Here is an 18,375-nt window from a genome sequence, read left to right on the forward strand (position 1 = left end):
ATGGCAAACCCATTTGATCTTTCCGGCCGCGTGGCCATCGTCACCGGCGCCAATACTGGCATAGGGCAGGGCATTGCGATGGCGCTTGCGCAAGCAGGTGCCTCGATTGCCGCCGTCGGCCGCTCGTCCATGGATGAAACCGAGGCGATGGTCACGGAGGCTGGCGCGCGCTTCCATGCCATCAAGGCTGATCTTGGCACGATCGCGCCGGTAAAGCGTATCGTCGCCGAAACGCTCTCGGCCTTCGGTGCACTCGACATCCTCGTCAACAATGCCGGTATCATTCGCCGCGCCGATGCGATCGACTTCACCGAGGAAGACTGGGACGCCGTCATCGACACCAATCTCAAAACGGCCTTCTTCCTATCTCAGGCCGCTGGCCGCCACATGATCGAAAAGGGCAGGGGCAAGATTATCAACATCGCCTCGCTGCTGTCCTTCCAAGGCGGCATCCGGATTCCGTCCTATACGGCCTCGAAGAGCGGCCTTGCCGGCGTCACGAGGCTGCTTGCCTGCGAATGGGCAGGCAAAGGCGTCAATGTCAACGCCATCGCGCCCGGCTACTTTGTCACCAACAACACGACGGCGCTCCGCGAAGATCCGGACCGTAGTACCGCCATTCTGGCACGCATCCCGGCAGGGCGGTGGGGCGTGCCCGCCGAACTCGGCGGTGCGGCGGTGTTTCTCGCCTCATCGGCGTCCGACTACGTCCACGGCACCGTCCTGCCGGTCGACGGCGGGTGGCTGGCACGCTGACTGCAAAGGAGGGTGACGTGAGCGGCTCGTCTTGACACCGGCGACACCCGACCTTAACCTTTGAACATTCACCAGGGGGGTCCCGGCAAGGGGCTGAGATACTGCTGTCGCGCGCAGTGACCCGTTGAACCTGATCCAGTTCATACTGGCGTAGGGACGGTGCGAGCGCTCGAAAGGCCTGGAATTCACGCGTGGAATCCATGCCGGCGTCTTTCCATCATTCCGGCTGAGGACTGGGTCTCCAATCACAACTTGGAGCCTCAAACCATGAATATTGCCGCAAAGACCATCACCCCGACCGTTACCACCGGCCCGTTGCCGGCATCCCGCAAAGTCTATGTTGCGGGCGATATCCATCCCGGCATTCGCGTGCCTATGCGCGAAATCAGCGTTCATCCGACCGCAGGCGAGCCGCCAGTCACCGTCTATGATTCGTCCGGCCCATACACGGTCGAGGGGGCCGATATTCGCATCGAAGAGGGCTTGCCTCGGCTTCGGCGCGACTGGGTGCTGGCCCGCGGCGACGTCGAGGCCTATGAGGGTCGCCACGTGCGCCCGGAAGACAATGGTTTTGCCAGCGGTGAGCGGTTGACGCCCGAATTTCCCGGCCAGCGCCCGCCGCTGCGGGCCAAGAACGGCAAGGCCGTCACCCAGCTTGCCTATGCGCGTGCCGGCATCATCACGCCGGAAATGGAATTCATCGCCATCCGCGAAAATCTCGGCCGAAAGGCACAAGGCGAGGCCATGGTGCGCGACGGCGAAAGCTTCGGTGCCCATATCCCCGACTATGTCACACCTGAATTCGTTCGGCAGGAAGTTGCCGCAGGCCGCGCGATCATCCCCGCCAACATCAATCATCCCGAGGCCGAACCGATGATCATCGGCCGCAACTTCCTGGTCAAGATCAACGCCAATATCGGCAATTCCGCCGTCACCTCGTCGATGGCCGAAGAGGTCGAAAAGATGGTTTGGGCGGCTCGCTGGGGTGCCGATACGGTCATGGACCTTTCGACCGGCCGCAATATCCACAATATCCGCGAATGGATCATCCGCAATTCGCCATTGCCGATCGGCACCGTGCCGCTCTACCAGGCGTTGGAGAAGGTCGAAGGCATTGCCGAGAACCTGACATGGGAGGTTTATCGTGACACGCTGATCGAACAGGCGGAACAGGGTGTCGACTATTTCACCATTCATGCCGGCGTGCGGCTCCACTACATTCCGCTGACCGTCAACCGGGTGACCGGCATCGTCTCGCGCGGCGGCTCCATCATGGCGAAGTGGTGTCTGCATCACCACCGTGAGAGCTTTCTTTACGAGCATTTCGAAGAGATCTGCGATATCTGCCGCGCCTATGATGTGTCCTTCTCGCTCGGCGACGGCCTGCGGCCGGGCTCGATTGCCGATGCCAATGACGCAGCGCAGTTCGCCGAGCTCGAAACCCTTGGCGAACTGACGAAGATTGCCTGGGCGAAGGACTGCCAGGTGATGATCGAAGGGCCAGGCCATGTTCCGATGCACAAGATCAAGGAAAACATGGACAAGCAGCTTGCCGTCTGCGGCGAGGCGCCCTTTTACACGCTCGGGCCCCTGACGACGGATATCGCACCCGGCTACGACCATATCACCTCAGGCATAGGGGCTGCGATGATCGGTTGGTTCGGGACGGCCATGCTTTGCTATGTCACGCCAAAGGAGCATCTGGGGCTGCCCGATCGGAATGATGTCAAGACCGGGGTCATCACCTACAAAATCGCAGCGCATGCCGCCGACCTCGCCAAGGGACATCCGGCCGCGCGTCTTCGCGACGACGCGCTGTCGCGCGCCCGCTTCGAGTTCCGCTGGGAGGATCAGTTCAATCTCTCGCTGGATCCGGAAACAGCCCGCAGCTTCCATGACGAAACGCTGCCGAAAGAGGCGCACAAGGTCGCGCATTTCTGCTCGATGTGCGGCCCGAAATTCTGCTCCATGCGAATTTCGCACGACATCCGCGCCGAGGCGCAGAAGGAGGGCTTGGATGCGATGGCGGCAAAATTCCGCGAGGGTGGCGATCTCTACGTTCCACTCGATGCGCTTCAGCGCTCGGGCGACTGAGATGCGCGTGCTTGTCAAAGGGGCCGGCGTTGCCGGCCTCGCGGTTGCCCATGCGCTTCACGCCCGCGGTGCAGATGTGACGGTCGTGGATCCGAATGAGGGTTTCAGGGGTGCCGCATCCTGGTTTGCCGGTGGGATGCTGGCGCCCTGGTGCGAGCGGGAAAGTGCTGGCGAGGCTGTGCTTTCACAGGGCCTCGATGCCGCCGACCGGTGGGAGGTGATGGTGCCGGGAGAAGTGCGACGCAATGGCACGCTCGTGGTCGCGCCGGCCCGCGATCTTGGTGAACTGCAACGCTTCGCCAGCCGCACGACCGGTTGTGAATGGCTCGATGGGAAGGCCATTGCTGGGCTGGAACCCGCCCTTGCCGGGCGCTTCCGGCAAGGCGTGTTCTTTCCGCGCGAAGCCCATCTTGATCCCCGCCGGACGCTCGCAAGGCTGCGGTGGAGGCTTGCAACGCAGGGCGTGTCGTTCTTTCGAGATGCCGACGAGGGCAGCTTCGACGACTGTGTCGACTGCACGGGTGCGGCGCAGATTGGCAAGGCCGGCGGGCTGCGCGGCGTTCGCGGCGAGATGCTCTATCTCAAGACCTGGGAGGTGGACCTTGCCCGCCCGGTTCGCCTGCTGCATCCGCGCATCCCGCTCTACATCGTCCCCCGCGGCGACGGGCTTTTCATGGTCGGTGCCACGATGATCGAAACCGATTTCGACGGGCCGGTTTCGGCACGCTCGTTGATGGAACTGCTGAACGCAGCCTACGCGCTTCATCCGGCCTTTGCGGACGCAACCGTCGTCGAGACCGGGGCCGGAATCCGCCCCGCCTTCGCCGACAACTTTCCCCGCGCCGTCCGCGACGCAAACACAGTATTCGTCAACGGCTTGTATCGTCACGGTTTTTTGCTGGCACCGGCAATGGCGGCCGAAGCTGCGGAGCTAGTATTCGGCAAACTCCAACAAGGAAGCCAACGAGAAGGAATGGTTTCATGAGACTGATTATCAATGGCGAAGCTCAGAATATCTGTGCCAACACGCTTTCCGAGCTACTGAGGCTGATGGACTACGAAGGCGAGTGGCTCGCGACCGCCGTCAACGGCGAGCTCGTCCACCGGGAGGATCGGGCTGACCATGCGCTTGACGAGAATGACCGGATAGAAATCCTGACGCCGATGCAGGGAGGTTGAACCATGCTGAAGCTTTATGGAGCCGAAATTGCGTCGCGCCTTCTTCTGGGAACGGCTCGCTATCCCTCACCGGCAATCTTGGCTGAAGCCGTCCAGCGATCTCAGACTGCGATCGTCACCGTCTCCTTGCGCCGTGAAACCGCCGGCGGCCGGAACGGTGGTGCGTTCTTCGACATGATCCGGTCGCTCGGCGTACGTGTGCTGCCCAATACGGCCGGCTGCCATGGCGTCTCCGAAGCGGTGCTGACGGCGAAGATGGCGCGCGAGGTGTTTCAGACCAACTGGATCAAGCTTGAGGTGATCGGCAATCACGATACGCTGCAGCCCGATGTTTTTGGGCTGGTTGAAGCCGCGCGTATCCTCTCGGGTGAGGGCTTCGAAGTCTTCCCCTATACGACCGATGATCTTGTCGTGGCGGAACGCTTGCTGGAAGCGGGGTGCAAGGTTTTGATGCCCTGGTGCGCGCCGATCGGCAGTGCCGCCGGGCCGCTCAATCTCTCTGCCCTTCGGGCGATCCGCGGGCATTTTCCCGAAGTGCCGCTGATCGTCGACGCCGGCATCGGCAGGCCCTCGCATGCAGCTACCGTCATGGAACTCGGCTTCGATGCGGTTCTTCTCAACACCGCTGTGGCGGGCGCCGGCGATCCCGTCTCCATGGCCGAGGCTTTCGCCAGGGCGATTAAGGCCGGCCATCAGGCATTCGGTGCGGGTATGCTGGAGCCGCGCGAGATGGCCGTGCCCTCGACACCGGTGATCGGTAGGGCGGTCTTTGCATGAGGCTCGACCCTTTCTATCTGATTGTCGACAGTGCAGAGTGGATCGGCCGCTTGGTCCCGCTCGGCGTCAAGCTGGTTCAACTGCGCATCAAGGACCGGACGGAGGCAGAAATCCGTGCTGATATCCGCAACGCAAAGACGATCTGCTCCGCAAATGGATGCCAGCTGATCATCAACGACCACTGGCAACTGGCGATCGAGGAGGGATGCGATTTCCTCCATCTGGGACAGGAGGATCTGGCCGGAGCAGATCTTCCCGCGATCCGTGAGGCCGGTCTGAAGCTCGGGCTCTCGACCCATGACGGTGCCGAGCTGGAGGCAGCGCTCGCGGCAAAGCCGGACTATGTCGCGCTCGGCCCCATCTATGCGACGATCCTGAAGCAGATGAAATGGGCGCCGCAAGGGCTGGAACGGCTCAGCGAATGGAAAACACGCATCGCCGGCCTGCCGCTTGTCGCCATCGGCGGGCTGAATGTCGATCGCATCGACGGCGTCTTTGCCCATGGCGCAGACAGCGCGGCCGTTGTGACCGACATCACGCTGAACAGCGATCCAGAGGCAAGAACCAGGCAGTGGCTAAAGGCCACCGCCAGATGGAGAAGCCCATAGATGTCATGATCGGGAGGACTACCAAGGCCGCGAGAAACGCACATGACGTCTGCCCGACCGAAAGCCACTGTCTGCCGTGCTCACAAGACAAGGTTCCCGTCTCACACGGAAATGGAAGATGCAAAAACTAGGCTCTGACATCGGCGCGCTAATCCCACCATCGCAATCTACGGACCGTCCGCAACTACGCGTCAGATGTGCAATGCATGGCCGAGTGCCTTAAGGGCTGCTTCCTGGATTGCTTCGCTGCGTGTCGGATGGGCATGGATCGTACCGGCGATATCCTCCAGGCGCGCGCCCATCTCCATGGCATGTGCGAAGGTGGCCGAAAGCTCCGAAACTCCGGCGCCGACGGCCTGAAGGCCGAGGACAAGATTGGTGTCGGCCCGTGCCACGACGCGCACGAAGCCTTCGTCCGAATGCATCGTCATGGCGCGGCCGTTGGCGCTGAAGGGAAACTGGCCGACGCGGATCTCATAGCCCTGAGCACGGGCCTCGCCGGGCGAAAGACCCGCCGTCACGATCTCCGGGTCCGTGAAGCAAACCGCCGGAATGCAGCGCTTGTCCCAGGCACGCTTCCGGCCGGCCACAATCTCGGCCACCATTTCGCCCTGCGCCATGGCGCGGTGAGCAAGCATCGGCTCTCCGGTGACGTCGCCGATCGCATATATGCCGCGCATCGAGGTGCGGCAGCGCTCGTCGATGCGCAGGTAAGGACCTGAACGATCTAGATCGAGCTCTTCCAGCCCCGATCCTGCGGTTTTCGGTTTGCGTCCGACCGTGACCAGGATGCGGTCGGCCGGCAGCTGCTGTTCCTGACTGTCCGCCGCCTCGACAAAGAGGGCATTTCCGTCGCCAGAGAGCCCCTTCGCTTTTGCACCGGTCAGCACGTGAATGCCGAGTTCTCCGAGCTTGCGTAGCACAGGGCGCACGAGATCGGCATCATATTGCGGCAGGATCTGCGGCATCGCTTCGACAACGGTCACCTCGGAGCCCATCTTGGCAAAGGCAGTGCCGAGCTCGAGGCCGATATAGCCGCCGCCGACAACCACAAGCTTCTCCGGCAGATCCTTAAGCGACAGGGCCTCGGTTGAGGATATGACGCGGCCACCGAAGGGAAGACTTGCAAGGTCGACCGGCTCCGAGCCGGTGGCGATGACCACGGTGTCGGCGCGAATGATCTGCGCGCCTGTCTCCGTCTCCACCTCCACGGTCTTGCCGTCGCGGAAAGCCGCGCGTCCGTGGACGATCTTGACATTCGCCTTATGAAGCAGCGTTGAGACACCGCTGGTGAGCCTGCCAACGATACCATCCTTCCAACCGATGGTTTTCGCCAGGTCGATGGCAGCGTCCCCCACACGGATGCCGATCGGGCTCCTTCCGGCAGCCATACGGCGGACTACGGCGAATTCTTCTGCCGCATGAATTAGCGCCTTGGACGGAATGCAGCCGACGTTCAGGCAGGTACCGCCCGGTTTGCTTTCCTCCACGATGACGGTGTCGATGCCGAGCTGGCCCGCTCGGATGGCGCAGACATAGCCTCCAGGACCGGCGCCGATGACGAGGAGCTTGCAGACGATCTCTTTCATAAAACTCAGCTTTCGATGAAAATGAGTGCCGGAGTTTCGAGAAGAATCCGGACGCGCTGGACGAAGGTGGCAGCATCCCATCCGTCTACGATGCGATGGTCGAAGCTTGACGAGAGGTTCATCATCTTCCGCGGCACGAACTGCGTGCCGTCCCAGACCGGACGGACGGCGATCTTGTTGACGCCGATGATGGCGACTTCGGGATGATTGATCACAGGCGTCGAGACGATGCCGCCGAGCGCGCCGAGCGAACTGATGGTGATCGTCGAGCCGCCGAGCTCATCACGCGTCGCTGAACCCGTGCGCGCCGCCTCCGCAAGCCGGTTCATCTCGCTGGCGCAATCCCAGATGCCGCGCGCCTCCGCATGTCGCACGACAGGTACCACCAACCCGGCGGGCGTCTGCGCGGCAACGCCGATGTGGACGGCCGCATGACGGGTGAGTACGCCTGTGTGATCATCGAAGGTGGCGTTGAGGTTTGGCTGTCCGGAAACCGCCTTGACGATTGCCCGCATCAGGAAAGGCAGGACGGTAAGCTTCGGCTGTTCCGGCCTGCGGTCGCCGTTCATGGTGGTTCTCAGTTCCTCCAGAGCCGTCATGTCGATCTCCTCGACATAGGTGATGTGGGGAATGCGGGAGACCGACAGCGACATCTTCTCGGCAATGCGCCGGCGAAGGCCGGTAAGCTTGATCTCTTCCGTCGCAGTCTTTCTTCCTGGAACCGCTTGCGCCGGGAAGGGGGCCGCACCGTGCGTGAGAAACTGGTCGATATCCTCGCGCAGGATACGGCCGGCAGGACCGCTTCCCGTCACCTGCCTGAGATCGACGCCGTTTTCCCGGGCAAGGAGCCGGACGGCAGGGGAGGCGAGCGGCTTTTCGGCGGGCATCGCAGCAACTGCAGGAGGCGCAATACCGGCTTTTGGTACCGTTGCCTTTGTGAGGTCTAATGCAGGCAACGGTGGCTCAGGCGTTTTCGCGGGCGGTACAGCCGTGGAGATTTCGGTCCGAATCTCGCCGCCTTCACCGGCCGTTTCGATGCGCACCAGCGGCGCCTTTACGGCGATCCGGTCGCCGATCTCTGCACCGAGCCAGACGACGGTGCCGCTAACGGGAGAAGGGATTTCGACCGTCGCCTTATCCGTCATGACGGCGGCGATCACCATGTCCTCGCGCACGGGGTCACCGGCCTTCACGTGCCATTCGACAAGCTCAGCCTCGGCCACGCCTTCGCCGACATCGGGCATCTTGATCGTAAACTCGCCCATGGCTTACGCCTCCATGACTTCTGCAAGTGCCCGCCCGACACGCGCAGGCCCGGGGAAATAGTCCCATTCCTGTGCGTGCGGATAGGGCGTGTCCCAACCGGCGACACGCATGACCGGCGCTTCCAGATGGTAGAAACAATGCTCCTGCACGAGCGACACCACTTCGGCGCCAAAGCCGGACGTAAGCGTTGCCTCATGGACGACGACGCAGCGGCCGGTCTTCGTGACCGACTGTACGATGGTATCGAGATCGAGCGGCAGGAGGCTCCGCAAGTCGATGACTTCGGCATCGATGCCGGCATCTTCCGCAGCTGCAAGCGCCACATGCACCATGGTACCATAGGCGATGACTGTCACGGCTGATCCCAACCGCCTGATCTCGGCCCTGCCAATCGGGACGGTATAATGTCCCTCGGGTACTTCGCCGAGGTCATGCTTCGACCAGGGGGTGACAGGGCGCTCATGATGACCGTCGAAGGGACCGTTGTAGAGCCGCTTCGGCTCCAGGAACATCACCGGGTCCGGATCCTCAATGGAAGAGATGAGCAGGCCTTTGGCATCAAAAGGATTGGAAGGCACGACAACCTTCAGGCCGCAGACATGGGTAAAGAGCGCCTCCGGGCTCTGGCTGTGCGTCTGACCGCCGAAGATACCGCCGCCGGTTGGCATACGCAGCACGATCGGGCAGGTGAAATCGCCGTTCGAGCGGTAGCGGATGCGGGCGGCCTCCTGAGTGATCTGGTCGTAGGCTGGATACATGTAATCGGCAAATTGGATTTCGACGCAGGGCTTTAACCCGTAAGCCGCCATGCCGATCGCCGTTCCGACGATGCCGGATTCACTGATCGGCGTATCGAAACAGCGGGTCTTGCCGTACTTTGCCTGAAGCCCTTGCGTACAGCGGAAAACACCGCCGAAGTAACCGACGTCCTCGCCGAACACCACGACGCTGTCGTCGCGGGCCATTGATACGTCCATGGCACTGCGCACGGCCTCAATCATCGTCATTCTGGCCATCTCAGTAACCCGCTTTCTGCCGCTGGCGGCGAATATGCGGCGGCATCTCGGCATAGACGCCCTCGAAGATGTCGCGCACGGAAGGCCTGCCCCCGGCATGCAGTGTGCCGTGCTGCTCTGCCTTTCTCTGCGCCTCGATCACCTCGTCGATGATCTCGGCCTCCGCCTGAAGATGACGTTCTTCGGACCAGACGCCCCTGATGATCAGATGCTTCTTCAGGCGAAGAACCGGATCGCCAAGCGGCCAGGCCTCAGATTCCGTCTTCGGACGATAAGCGCTCGGATCGTCCGACGTCGAATGGGCGCCGACGCGATAGGTCACATATTCGATCAGCGTCGGGCCGAGATTACGCCTGGCGCGCTCGGCTGCCCAGCAGGCAACGGCATAGACGGCGAGATAGTCGTTGCCGTCGACACGCAGCGCCGGGATCCCGAAGCCGAGACCGCGGGCAGCGAAAGTACCGGAGCCGCCGCGGGCGATGCCCTGGAACGTCGAGATCGCCCATTGATTGTTGACGATATTGAGGATCACCGGAGCTTTGTACGTGGAGGCGAAAACCAACGCGGAGTGAAAGTCGGATTCGGCTGTCGAGCCATCGCCGATCCAGCCGGCGGCGATTTTGCTATCGTTCTTGATGGCCGACGCCATCGCCCAGCCGACTGCCTGAACATATTGCGTGGCGAGATTTCCGGAGATCGTGAAGAAACCGTGGTCCTTCGAGGAATACATGATCGGCAGCTGACGGCCGTGCAGCGGGTCGCTCTCATTCGAGTAGATCTGGTTCATCATCTCGACCATCGGATAGTCGTCGGCGATCAACAGTCCCGCCTGGCGATAGGTCGGAAAGTTCATATCGCCCTTGCGCAACGCCTTGCGGAAGGCGCAGCTGACGGCTTCCTCCCCGAGATGCTGCATGTAGAAGGATGTCTTTCCCTGGCGTTGCGCCATCAGCATGCGGGCGTCGAAGGCCCTGAGCTTCATCATGTGGCGAAGGCCGATGAGCAGTTCGTCGTCAGAAAGCATGCCCGACCACGGGCCGACTGCCTCACCGTCGCGATTAAGTACGCGGATGATCGAATAGGCGAGCTCGCGGATGTCCTCAGGCGCGACATCCACCTCAGGTCGCGGTACCGCGCCTGCCTTGGCGATCTTGACGTTGGAAAAATCAGGCTGGCCGCCCGGACGGACGGCGGGTTCGGGGACGTGCAAGCTCAGTTGAGCGAATTCCGTCATATGGTCTCATTCCTCCCTTTGCCGTCCGCTCCTCTCCTCCAGGAAGGGACGGCTCATCCCTGGTTTACAGATTGCGTGCAATCACCATGCGCTGCACATCGCTCGTTCCCTCATAAATCTGACAGATGCGGACATCCCGGTAGATCCGCTCGACCGGATAATCGGCCATATAGCCGTAGCCGCCATGGATCTGGATCGCGTCGGAACAGACCCGCTCTGCCATTTCGGAGGCAAAGAGCTTCGCCATCGACGCTTCCGAAAGACAGGGCAGGCCGCCTTCGCGCAATGCCGCTGCATGGAGGACGAGCTGGCGCGCGGCCTCGATCTGCGTCGCCATGTCGGCAAGGCGGAAGGCGACGGCCTGGTGCTCGATGATCGGTTTGCCAAAAGCGACACGCTCGCGCGCATAGTCTCGCGCCGCCTCATAGGCCGCGCGTGCCATGCCAACCGCCTGCGCGGCAATGCCGATCCGCCCGCCTTCGAGATTGGCAAGCGCGATGCGGTAACCTTCCCCCTCCGCGCCGAGCCTGAGTTCGGCGGGGATGAGCATGCCGTTGAAGGCGATCTGGCAGGTATCGGTCGAATGGAGACCAAGCTTTTCTTCGACACGGATCACCTCGTAACCGGGGGTATCGGTCGGCACGATGAAGGCGGTGATACCCTTCTTGCCGGCTTCGGGATCGGTGACTGCGAAGACGATGATCATCTGGCCATTCTTGCCCGACGTGATGAACTGCTTGGCGCCGTCGAGCACATAATGATCGCCGTTGCGGCGCGCGCGGCTGCGCAGGTTTGAGGCATCGGAGCCTGCCTGCGCCTCGGTCAGTGCGAAACCTCCGATCCATTCGCCGCTCGCAAGCCTCGGCAGGAACTGCTGCTTCTGTTCTTCATTGCCGAATTTCAGGATCGGCACACAGGCAACCGAGCTATGGACGCTCATGATGGTCGAGCACGGTCCGTCGCCGGCGGCGATCTCTTCGAGCGCGGCAGCATAGGCGACAGTGCCGGTGTCGGAGCCTCCAAAGCCTTCCGGAACGAGCATGCCGAGCAGGCCGAGCTCGCCCATTTCCTTCAGTTCCTCGCGGGGGAAGGCGTGATCGCGGTCGCGGGCGGCTGCGCCCGGCGCCAGGCGCTCGCGGGCGAAATCGCGCGCGAGATCGCGAATTTGCTGCTGTAGGTCGGAAAGAATCATCTGCTTCCTCCCTTAGTGCCGTTCGAGGGCGACTGCAGTTGCCTCGCCGCCGCCGATGCAAAGTGCGGCCATGCCGCGCCTCAGGTCGTATCGCTCAAGGGCCGCAAGCAGCGTGACAATGATACGTGCTCCCGATGCACCGATCGGATGGCCAAGCGCACAGGCGCCGCCATGCACGTTGACCTTGTCGTGCGGCAGATGGAGATCGCGCATCGCAGCCATGGCGACGACGGCGAAAGCCTCGTTGATTTCGAAGAGATCGACTGTGTCAAACGTCCAGCCGGCGCGATCGGAAAGCTTCTCAAGAGCGCCGACCGGCGCCGTTGCAAAGAGATTGGGCGCCTGCGAATGGGTAGCCTGGGCAGTGATCGTGGCAAGCGGCTGCAATCCGCGGCGTTCGGCCTCCGAGCGGCGCATGAGGACGAGGGCGGCCGCACCATCGGAAATCGAGCTTGAATTGGCAGCGGTCACGGTTCCTCCGTCGCGGAAGGCAGGCTTCAGTGCCGGAATCTTTTCAATTTTTGCCTTGCCCGGCTGTTCGTCGCGCGCAACCGTCAGTTCGCTTTTGCCGGTCTTGATGGTCACCGGTGTGATCTCTTCATCGAAATAGCCGGCCTCGATCGCCTTTTGCGCCCGCGTCAGCGAGGCGATCGCATAGCTATCCTGTGCGGCGCGTGTGAATTGATAGGCCTCGGCGCAGTCTTCCGCGAAAGTGCCCATCAAACGTCCCTTGTCATAAGCATCCTCAAGCCCGTCGAGGAACATATGATCGACAACGCGCCCGTGGCCGAGCCGGTAGCCGCTACGTGCCCGATCGAGGAGATAGGGCGCATTCGTCATGCTTTCCATGCCGCCGGCGACGGTGATCGAAGCACTTCCTGCGGCAATGAGGTCATGAGCAATCATCGTCGCTTTCATGCCGGAGCCGCACATCTTGTTAACGGTGCTGGCGCCGGTCGAAAAGGCAAGGCCAGCGCCGATGGCCGCCTGCCTCGCCGGCGCCTGGCCCTGGCCGGCCGGCAGCACGCAGCCGAACATCACTTCATCAACAGCCCCGGCCTCGACGCGGCTGCGTTCAAGTGCGGCCCGTATTGCGGCAGCTCCGAGCGCGGGCGCCGTAGCATCCTTGAGCTCGCCCTGAAATCCGCCGATCGGGGTGCGTGCCGAGCCGACAATCACGACAGGATCCTGCAATGGCATTTTACTCCTCCCTGACAGCGCCTAACGCGCGCCCATCCGCAATGCGCCGTCGAGGCGAATGACCTCGCCGTTTAGCATGCTGTTTTCACATATATGGCGCACCAGAGCGGCGAATTCAGCAGGCCGGCCGAGCCGCGGCGGGAAGGGCACACTCCTGCCGAGTGATTCGCGAACCTCAGGCGGCATGCCTGCCATCATCGGTGTTTCGAAGATGCCGGGAGCGATTGACACGACGCGAATACCGTGGCGGGCAAGCTCGCGGGCAATCGGCAGCGTCATGGCGGCCACACCACCCTTGGAGGCGGAATAGGCCGCCTGGCCGATCTGGCCGTCGAAGGCGGCAACCGAGGCGGTATTGATGATGACGCCACGCTCGCCTTCGCCATCCGGCTCCTGTTGCTGAATGGCGGACGCGGCGAGGCGGGTCATGTTGAAGGTGCCGATCAGATTGATGCCGATCGCGCGCGAAAAGCTCTCGAGCCGATGCGGCCCATCGCGTCCAATGACCTTTTCGGCCGGGGCAATACCGGCGCAGTTGACGAGCCCACGCAGGCCACCGAAGGTATCGAGCGCAGCGGCGACAACGCGCGCACCATCTTCCTCGCTGGTCACGTCGGCACACAGGTATGAAACCTGCGCGCCGAGCTCTGCGGCGACCATCTCACCTGCCTCTTCATTAAGATCCGCAATGACGACGCACGCCCCGTCTTCGACCAGCATCCGCACGGTTGCTGCGCCGAGACCGGACCCGCCGCCTGTGACGATGAAGGTTCCTCCACGAATCAGCATGGATCATCTCCCACAGCCCTACGATGCTCCTCTCATGTAGCGCCCAGCCAGAATAGCACGGACTTTATGTCGTCCCACTATTGCAAGCGATGACGGAACTGCTTCATATTTTTGGACAATTTTACCACACGAAGAGGGAAGGGGATGACTGAACTCGAAAGGCGCATGATCGCACCGGGATTCGTCGAAGAGGCACTCGAAAGCCTGCGCCGGATGGGAAAACCGACAGCCCCGCTCATTGCTGCGCTCGGACTGCCTCAGCGTGTGGATCAGCCGATATCGGCCGAGCGCTATGGTGCACTGTGGCTCGCGATTGCGGCCGAGCTCGATGACGAATTCTTCGGAATGGGCGGAAGGCCGATGCGCAGCGGAAGCTTCACGCTGCTCTGCCACTGCGTGCTGCACGCACGAAGCCTCGGCCAGGCGTTACGCCGGGCACTGCGCTTTCTCAATGTCGTCCTGGAGGATCCGCGCGGCGAACTGGTCGTCCGTGACGGCCTGGCTGAGATCGAGCTTGCGGACGCCGGCGGGCCTCGCTCGGCTTTCGCCTATCGCACCTACTGGATCATTTTGCATGGTATCACCTGCTGGCTGGTGGGCCGCCGGATCCCCATCCGGCTCGTCGATTTCCGCTGTGATGAGCCAAAACAGGGAGCCGATTACCGGCTCTTCTTCGGTGCCCCCGTCGGATTCTCTCAACCCGTCAGCCGGCTGGGTTTCGACAGTGCCATGCTGGACCTGCCGGTTTCGCGGACCGAGCAGGCACTAAAACAGTTCCTGCGTGGCGCACCGGCGAACATCCTCGTGCGCTATCGCTATGATGCCGGGCTCGCTTCCAGCGTCCGCCGGAGACTGAGCAGGCTGCCGCCGGCTGCCTGGTCGAATTTCGTGGACCTTGCGTCCGACCTGCGCATGCCGGCTTCCACCCTGCGTCATCGCCTGAGTGACGAAGGGCAGAGCTATGCCGGCATCAAGGATGATATCCGCCGCGATATGGCCGTCGACATGCTGCTCAATACGCCAAAGACGATCGGCGACATTGCCACACAACTCGGCTATTCCGAACCCAGCGCATTTTTCCGGGCCTTCCGCAAATGGATGTCGACGAGCCCGGATGCTTTCCGCCGGGAAAGCAGGCAAGCGGTGCAGACGATTAACACGCCGGCCCCTGGCTCCGCCATCAGCAAACCAAGATCGCCCTGAAATCGTTGACGTTGGTGCCTGTCGGGCCAGTCTCGAAGAGGTCGCCGATAGCCTGGAAGGCCGAATAGCTGTCATTGCCATCAAGCAGGCGGCGGGGATCGAGGCCGCCTTCGCGCAGGCGCCTGACGGTGGTGCCGTCGGCAAATGCGCCGGCGTTGTCTTCCGAGCCGTCGATACCGTCGGTGTCGGCTGCCAGGAGATGGATGTCGTGTCCGTCGATTGCGAGTGCGGCGGCAAGCGCAAATTCCCCGTTGCGCCCGCCCCTGCCGCCTTTGGCGCGCAGTGTCACGGTGGTCTCGCCGCCCGAAAGAATGACCGCTGGCTTTTCGAACGGTCGGTTGCGGCCAAGCACCTCACGGGCGATTGCCGCGTGCACCAGTGCAGCATCACGGGATTCTCCCTCGATCGAATCCGACAAGATCACGGGGGTGATGCCATTGGACTTCGCCAGTTGAGCGGCGGCCTCGAGCGACACGCCAGCCGAAGCGATGATGTGATGTTCGTGTCCGGCAAAGATCGGATCGTCCGGAAGGGGAGCGTCTGCGGCCGGTGAGCCCAGGTGGTCGAGCGCTGCCTTCGGAAGCTGCAGGCCATATTGCCGGACGATCTCGATAGCCTCATGCCGGGTGGAGCGATCGGGAACGGTGGGACCTGAGGCGACATGGGCGGGATTGTCTCCCGGGATATCCGAGACGATCAGGCTGACGACGCGCGCTTTCGTGGCCGCCGCGAGCCGCCCGCCCTTGATGGTGGACAGATGCTTGCGCACGACGTTCATCGCCGAGATCGGCGCTCCGGAGGCCAGCAGCATTTCATTAAGCGCGATTTCATCATCGAGTGTCAGGCCTGCGGGTGGTGCGGGCAGAAGGGCCGAGCCGCCGCCGCAAATCAGCGCAATCACCAGATCCTCCGGCCCCAGATCCTTTACCGTCTGGACCAGACGCTTCGATGCGGAAAGACCTGCGGCATCCGGCACCGGATGGGCGGCTTCGATGATGTCGATCTTCTGTGTTTCGCAGCCATAGCCGTAGCGCGTCACGACCACGCCAGCAAGCGGCGCGTCCCAGACGCTTTCAAACGCGCGAGCCATTTGTGCTGCTCCCTTGCCCGCGCCGATCACGACCGTTCGGCCTTTTGGCTTCGCAGGCAGATGCGCCTTGATACCCGACAAGGGATCGGCGGCACGGACAGCGGCGTAAAACAAGGACGTCAAAAAGTTGCGGGGCGATGAAACAATCACAGGAAAATCTTTCGAAACTGCATCGCCGGCCAGCTCTTGCGCCCGGCATCTCTTCAAGCTGCAGCTTCCAAGAGATTAACAGCTTAGGCAAGGCAGGTTTGGCCAGTTTTGTGTATTCGCGTCATCGACGAGGCCAAGCGGCGCGCGAGACTGGTATTGGTGACGCCGAGGGTCCGAAAGACGGTCTTTTGTGGGTTCGACTCCCACTCTTCCGCCCCCGTCGGGCCGACTCCGGAGGCTACCGATAACCGGTATAAGTGCTTCATCCGGTGAACGCGTTGGGCACGTTCTTGCGTGCCGTCAGAGGCGGATGGCCGACGGGCTCGTGCCGAATTTCGCCTTGAAGCTTGCGGCGAAATGCGCCGGTGTCGAGAATCCGCAGGCAGCGGCGATTTCGGTGATGCTGACCTTGCCGGCTCGGACGATTTCGTAAGCCACCGCAAGCCGCCGCTCCTGCACGAAACGGTGAGGCGTCTGGCCCGTGGTCACTTTGAACATCCGGGCGAAGTGATAGGAGCTGAGGCCCGCCTCCGCGGCAAGCCGGTCGAGGCTGAGGTCGCCAGCGAGATCGGCATCGATCAATTGTGTAATGCGTTTCAAATTATGGGGCGAAAGCCCGCCCTGGAGCACGAAGTTGCTGGATCGCACCGGACCGTTCTTGCGCAGCACTTCAAGCAAGATGAGATCAGCTGCCTGGGCAAGCAAAAGGCGGTTGGTGCTTTCCGACCAATCATTCGGCAGGATCGCCCGGTTGATGATGTCCGCAACGAAGCCGTCGGAGAAGAAACTCAAGTCGGGAAGCGTCAAGGTTCGGCTGTCGCGATCGAAGACTTCGCCGGCCAGCCGCTGGAACCGGCTCTGAGAGATGTAGATATGACAGAAATAGACGTCGCGGAGGACGTGCCAGGCGCTGTCACCATCTGCCGGTAGCAGACAGAGCGCTCCCGACGAGCCTACCCCAGACTGCCCGCTGTCCATGCGGCGCACGGCACCATCGAGATAAAGGCTAACGGTGTGGTGCCCGGGATCGCGATAGGAAAGGCGGCTGTTGGCGAAGTTTCGCCATTGCGCAATCGTCAGGCCGCCGCCGAGATCAACCTGCCGCAGCAGCTTGGCGCCCACACCTTCCAAAGCGGATGAAATCGATCCCGTTTGCATGCTTTCTCATAAGGCCGCGGCGGCATCTCCTGCAACTGGGTGCTGCCGAAGACCGCAAGATTTCGATAGTCGCGCAAGTCTATGATAGCGGCAGGTGGTGCAGCGCCATAGAAGACGCCGTTCAATGCCTCCGACAGGAAAGACAGCTCATGGCGCCGCTTCTCTTCGTTCTCACCGTCCTTATCTGGGGCACCACGTGGTTTGCGATCAAGCTGCAGGTCGGCATTGTGCCCGCGGAGGTTTCGATCCTCTACCGTTTCGCGCTCGCAGCCATTGTGCTGCTTGGATTGCTGGCGCTGCGCCGGCGCCTGCCGCAACCGCCATTGAAGCATTGGCTGACAGTCGGCGCTCAGGGCCTTTGCCTGTTCTGCTGCAATTTTCTCTGCTTCTATTATGCCGCCGGCATGCTGCCGAGCGGCATCGTCTCGGTCGTTTTTGCAATGGCAACCCTATTTAACGCGGCGAACGGCTGGCTCCTTCAAGGAAATCGCCCGAGCGGCCGTGTGATGCTGGCAGGCGCCGTTGGGCTCGTCGGCCTGATGCTTCTTTTTGCAGATGAGATGCGCGCGCTCCACACCACGCCTCAGGGTGGACTTGGCCTTTTGCTGGCACTTGCCGGCACCTATTGCTTCTCGCTCGGCAATTTCCTCTCCGCTCGCCATCAAAGGCTGGGGCTCGATCTTTCGTCGACGACGGCCTATGCGATGGTCTGCGGCGTGGCGGCGCTGGGCGCCATTGTACTTGTCCGAGGCCTGCCTCTTACTTTCGATCCATCGCCGGTCTATACGGGCGCGCTGCTCTATCTTGCGATCCCGGGAAGCGTCGTCGGCTTCCTCGCCTATCTGGCGCTCGTTGGTCGATGGGGGCCGGCGCGCGCCTCCTACGCGACAGTGCTGTTTCCGCTCGTCGCCTTAACGGTCTCGACACTCTTTGAAGGCTACGTCTGGACCGCCGAGGCCGTGCTCGGCCTCATCTTCGCGCTTGGCGGCAACGTCATCATGTTCGGCAGGCCCATCAGGCTGCAGCGAGCCGCCCCAGCAAGCCCGACGTGAGTGTTGGATCTGGCAGGCGGTA

17 protein-coding genes and 1 riboswitch are annotated in these 18,375 nt (G+C 62.2%); of the genes, 8 read left to right on the forward strand and 9 right to left on the reverse strand.

Going from position 1 to position 18,375, the window contains the following annotated elements; all coding sequences use genetic code 11:
- From kduD to A3C3_RS0126530, 6 genes are all read left to right on the forward strand, one after another.
- On the forward strand, positions 1 to 756 hold the full coding sequence (kduD, locus tag A3C3_RS0126505; protein WP_022717600.1) for a 2-dehydro-3-deoxy-D-gluconate 5-dehydrogenase KduD: 756 nt from the start codon (positions 1 to 3) through the stop codon (positions 754 to 756).
- Between the two features lie 63 nt (positions 757 to 819).
- Positions 820 to 931, forward strand: a riboswitch (TPP riboswitch).
- Between the two features lie 92 nt (positions 932 to 1,023).
- Positions 1,024 to 2,850, forward strand: coding sequence for a phosphomethylpyrimidine synthase ThiC (thiC, locus tag A3C3_RS0126510; protein ID WP_022717601.1), 1,827 nt, complete (start codon positions 1,024 to 1,026; stop codon positions 2,848 to 2,850).
- 1 nt (position 2,851) lies between these two features.
- Positions 2,852 to 3,835: a glycine oxidase ThiO gene (thiO, locus tag A3C3_RS0126515; RefSeq protein ID WP_028740023.1), complete on the forward strand. Its 984-nt coding sequence runs from the start codon at positions 2,852 to 2,854 to the stop codon at positions 3,833 to 3,835.
- Positions 3,832 to 4,029, forward strand: a complete 198-nt coding sequence (thiS, locus tag A3C3_RS0126520) for a sulfur carrier protein ThiS (RefSeq protein ID WP_022717603.1) — start codon at positions 3,832 to 3,834, stop codon at positions 4,027 to 4,029. The genes thiO and thiS overlap by 4 nt, the downstream gene beginning before the upstream one ends.
- Positions 4,030 to 4,032: 3 nt before the next feature.
- Complete coding sequence (locus A3C3_RS0126525; RefSeq protein WP_022717604.1) at positions 4,033 to 4,806, forward strand: thiazole synthase; 774 nt, start codon at positions 4,033 to 4,035, stop codon at positions 4,804 to 4,806.
- Positions 4,803 to 5,414, forward strand: a complete 612-nt coding sequence (locus tag A3C3_RS0126530; protein WP_022717605.1) for a thiamine phosphate synthase — start codon at positions 4,803 to 4,805, stop codon at positions 5,412 to 5,414. Before A3C3_RS0126525 ends, A3C3_RS0126530 begins: the two co-directional genes overlap by 4 nt.
- Before the next feature lie 191 nt (positions 5,415 to 5,605).
- Here the strand turns inward: A3C3_RS0126530 and lpdA are convergent, their stop codons facing one another.
- The 7 genes from lpdA to A3C3_RS0126565 form a co-directional block, all read right to left on the reverse strand.
- On the reverse strand, positions 5,606 to 7,003 hold the full coding sequence (lpdA, locus tag A3C3_RS0126535; RefSeq protein WP_022717606.1) for a dihydrolipoyl dehydrogenase: 1,398 nt from the start codon (positions 7,001 to 7,003) through the stop codon (positions 5,606 to 5,608).
- Positions 7,004 to 7,008: 5 nt separating this feature from the next.
- Entirely contained in the window at positions 7,009 to 8,268 is a 1,260-nt protein-coding gene (locus A3C3_RS0126540; RefSeq protein ID WP_022717607.1) for a dihydrolipoamide acetyltransferase family protein, read from the reverse strand.
- A gap of 3 nt (positions 8,269 to 8,271) precedes the next feature.
- On the reverse strand, positions 8,272 to 9,285 hold the full coding sequence (locus A3C3_RS0126545) for an alpha-ketoacid dehydrogenase subunit beta (RefSeq protein ID WP_022717608.1): 1,014 nt from the start codon (positions 9,283 to 9,285) through the stop codon (positions 8,272 to 8,274).
- A gap of 1 nt (position 9,286) precedes the next feature.
- Positions 9,287 to 10,519 carry a 3-methyl-2-oxobutanoate dehydrogenase (2-methylpropanoyl-transferring) subunit alpha gene (locus A3C3_RS0126550; RefSeq protein WP_022717609.1) on the reverse strand — a complete coding sequence of 411 codons (1,233 nt, stop codon included), beginning with the start codon at positions 10,517 to 10,519 and terminating at the stop codon, positions 9,287 to 9,289.
- 64 nt (positions 10,520 to 10,583) lie between these two features.
- Positions 10,584 to 11,711 (reverse strand): acyl-CoA dehydrogenase family protein, encoded by a 1,128-nt coding sequence (locus A3C3_RS0126555; protein ID WP_022717610.1) that lies wholly within the window; start codon positions 11,709 to 11,711, stop codon positions 10,584 to 10,586.
- A gap of 12 nt (positions 11,712 to 11,723) precedes the next feature.
- On the reverse strand, positions 11,724 to 12,911 hold the full coding sequence (locus A3C3_RS0126560; protein WP_022717611.1) for an acetyl-CoA C-acyltransferase: 1,188 nt from the start codon (positions 12,909 to 12,911) through the stop codon (positions 11,724 to 11,726).
- Between the two features lie 21 nt (positions 12,912 to 12,932).
- Complete coding sequence (locus tag A3C3_RS0126565) at positions 12,933 to 13,700, reverse strand: 3-hydroxyacyl-CoA dehydrogenase (protein ID WP_022717612.1); 768 nt, start codon at positions 13,698 to 13,700, stop codon at positions 12,933 to 12,935.
- A 144-nt stretch (positions 13,701 to 13,844) separates the two neighbouring features.
- Between A3C3_RS0126565 and A3C3_RS39280 the strand changes: the two genes are divergently transcribed.
- A complete protein-coding gene (locus A3C3_RS39280) occupies positions 13,845 to 14,903 on the forward strand; it encodes an AraC family transcriptional regulator (protein WP_022717613.1) in 1,059 nt (352 codons plus the stop codon).
- Here the strand turns inward: A3C3_RS39280 and A3C3_RS0126575 are convergent.
- Together A3C3_RS0126575 and A3C3_RS0126580 are read right to left on the reverse strand one after the other, a co-directional pair.
- Positions 14,881 to 16,143, reverse strand: coding sequence for a glycerate kinase type-2 family protein (locus A3C3_RS0126575; RefSeq protein WP_028740024.1), 1,263 nt, complete (start codon positions 16,141 to 16,143; stop codon positions 14,881 to 14,883). The two genes, A3C3_RS39280 and A3C3_RS0126575, sit on opposite strands and share 23 nt — an antisense overlap.
- 300 nt (positions 16,144 to 16,443) lie before the next feature.
- On the reverse strand, positions 16,444 to 17,301 hold the full coding sequence (locus tag A3C3_RS0126580; RefSeq protein ID WP_028740025.1) for a helix-turn-helix domain-containing protein: 858 nt from the start codon (positions 17,299 to 17,301) through the stop codon (positions 16,444 to 16,446).
- A 149-nt stretch (positions 17,302 to 17,450) separates the two neighbouring features.
- Here A3C3_RS0126580 and A3C3_RS0126585 point away from each other — a divergent pair, with 149 nt between their 5' ends.
- Entirely contained in the window at positions 17,451 to 18,353 is a 903-nt protein-coding gene (locus tag A3C3_RS0126585; RefSeq protein ID WP_022717615.1) for a DMT family transporter, read from the forward strand.
- The last annotated feature ends 22 nt before the right edge of the window (positions 18,354 to 18,375 follow it).

This window comes from Rhizobium mongolense USDA 1844, assembly GCF_000419765.1.
Taxonomy (GTDB): domain Bacteria; phylum Pseudomonadota; class Alphaproteobacteria; order Rhizobiales; family Rhizobiaceae; genus Rhizobium; species Rhizobium mongolense.

Coding starts and splice junctions, on each gene's coding strand:
- A3C3_RS39280 (WP_022717613.1), top strand. CDS start 13,845: ATGACTGAACTCGAAAGGCGCATGATCGCACCGGGATTCGTCGAAGAG.
- lpdA (WP_022717606.1), bottom strand. CDS start 7,003: ATGAAAGAGATCGTCTGCAAGCTCCTCGTCATCGGCGCCGGTCCTGGA.
- A3C3_RS0126525 (WP_022717604.1), top strand. CDS start 4,033: ATGCTGAAGCTTTATGGAGCCGAAATTGCGTCGCGCCTTCTTCTGGGA.
- thiS (WP_022717603.1), top strand. CDS start 3,832: ATGAGACTGATTATCAATGGCGAAGCTCAGAATATCTGTGCCAACACG.
- A3C3_RS0126550 (WP_022717609.1), bottom strand. CDS start 10,519: ATGACGGAATTCGCTCAACTGAGCTTGCACGTCCCCGAACCCGCCGTC.
- thiO (WP_028740023.1), top strand. CDS start 2,852: ATGCGCGTGCTTGTCAAAGGGGCCGGCGTTGCCGGCCTCGCGGTTGCC.
- A3C3_RS0126540 (WP_022717607.1), bottom strand. CDS start 8,268: ATGGGCGAGTTTACGATCAAGATGCCCGATGTCGGCGAAGGCGTGGCC.
- A3C3_RS0126560 (WP_022717611.1), bottom strand. CDS start 12,911: ATGCCATTGCAGGATCCTGTCGTGATTGTCGGCTCGGCACGCACCCCG.
- A3C3_RS0126580 (WP_028740025.1), bottom strand. CDS start 17,301: ATGCAAACGGGATCGATTTCATCCGCTTTGGAAGGTGTGGGCGCCAAG.
- A3C3_RS0126565 (WP_022717612.1), bottom strand. CDS start 13,700: ATGCTGATTCGTGGAGGAACCTTCATCGTCACAGGCGGCGGGTCCGGT.
- A3C3_RS0126545 (WP_022717608.1), bottom strand. CDS start 9,285: ATGGCCAGAATGACGATGATTGAGGCCGTGCGCAGTGCCATGGACGTA.
- thiC (WP_022717601.1), top strand. CDS start 1,024: ATGAATATTGCCGCAAAGACCATCACCCCGACCGTTACCACCGGCCCG.
- A3C3_RS0126585 (WP_022717615.1), top strand. CDS start 17,451: ATGGCGCCGCTTCTCTTCGTTCTCACCGTCCTTATCTGGGGCACCACG.
- kduD (WP_022717600.1), top strand. CDS start 1: ATGGCAAACCCATTTGATCTTTCCGGCCGCGTGGCCATCGTCACCGGC.
- A3C3_RS0126555 (WP_022717610.1), bottom strand. CDS start 11,711: ATGATTCTTTCCGACCTACAGCAGCAAATTCGCGATCTCGCGCGCGAT.
- A3C3_RS0126530 (WP_022717605.1), top strand. CDS start 4,803: ATGAGGCTCGACCCTTTCTATCTGATTGTCGACAGTGCAGAGTGGATC.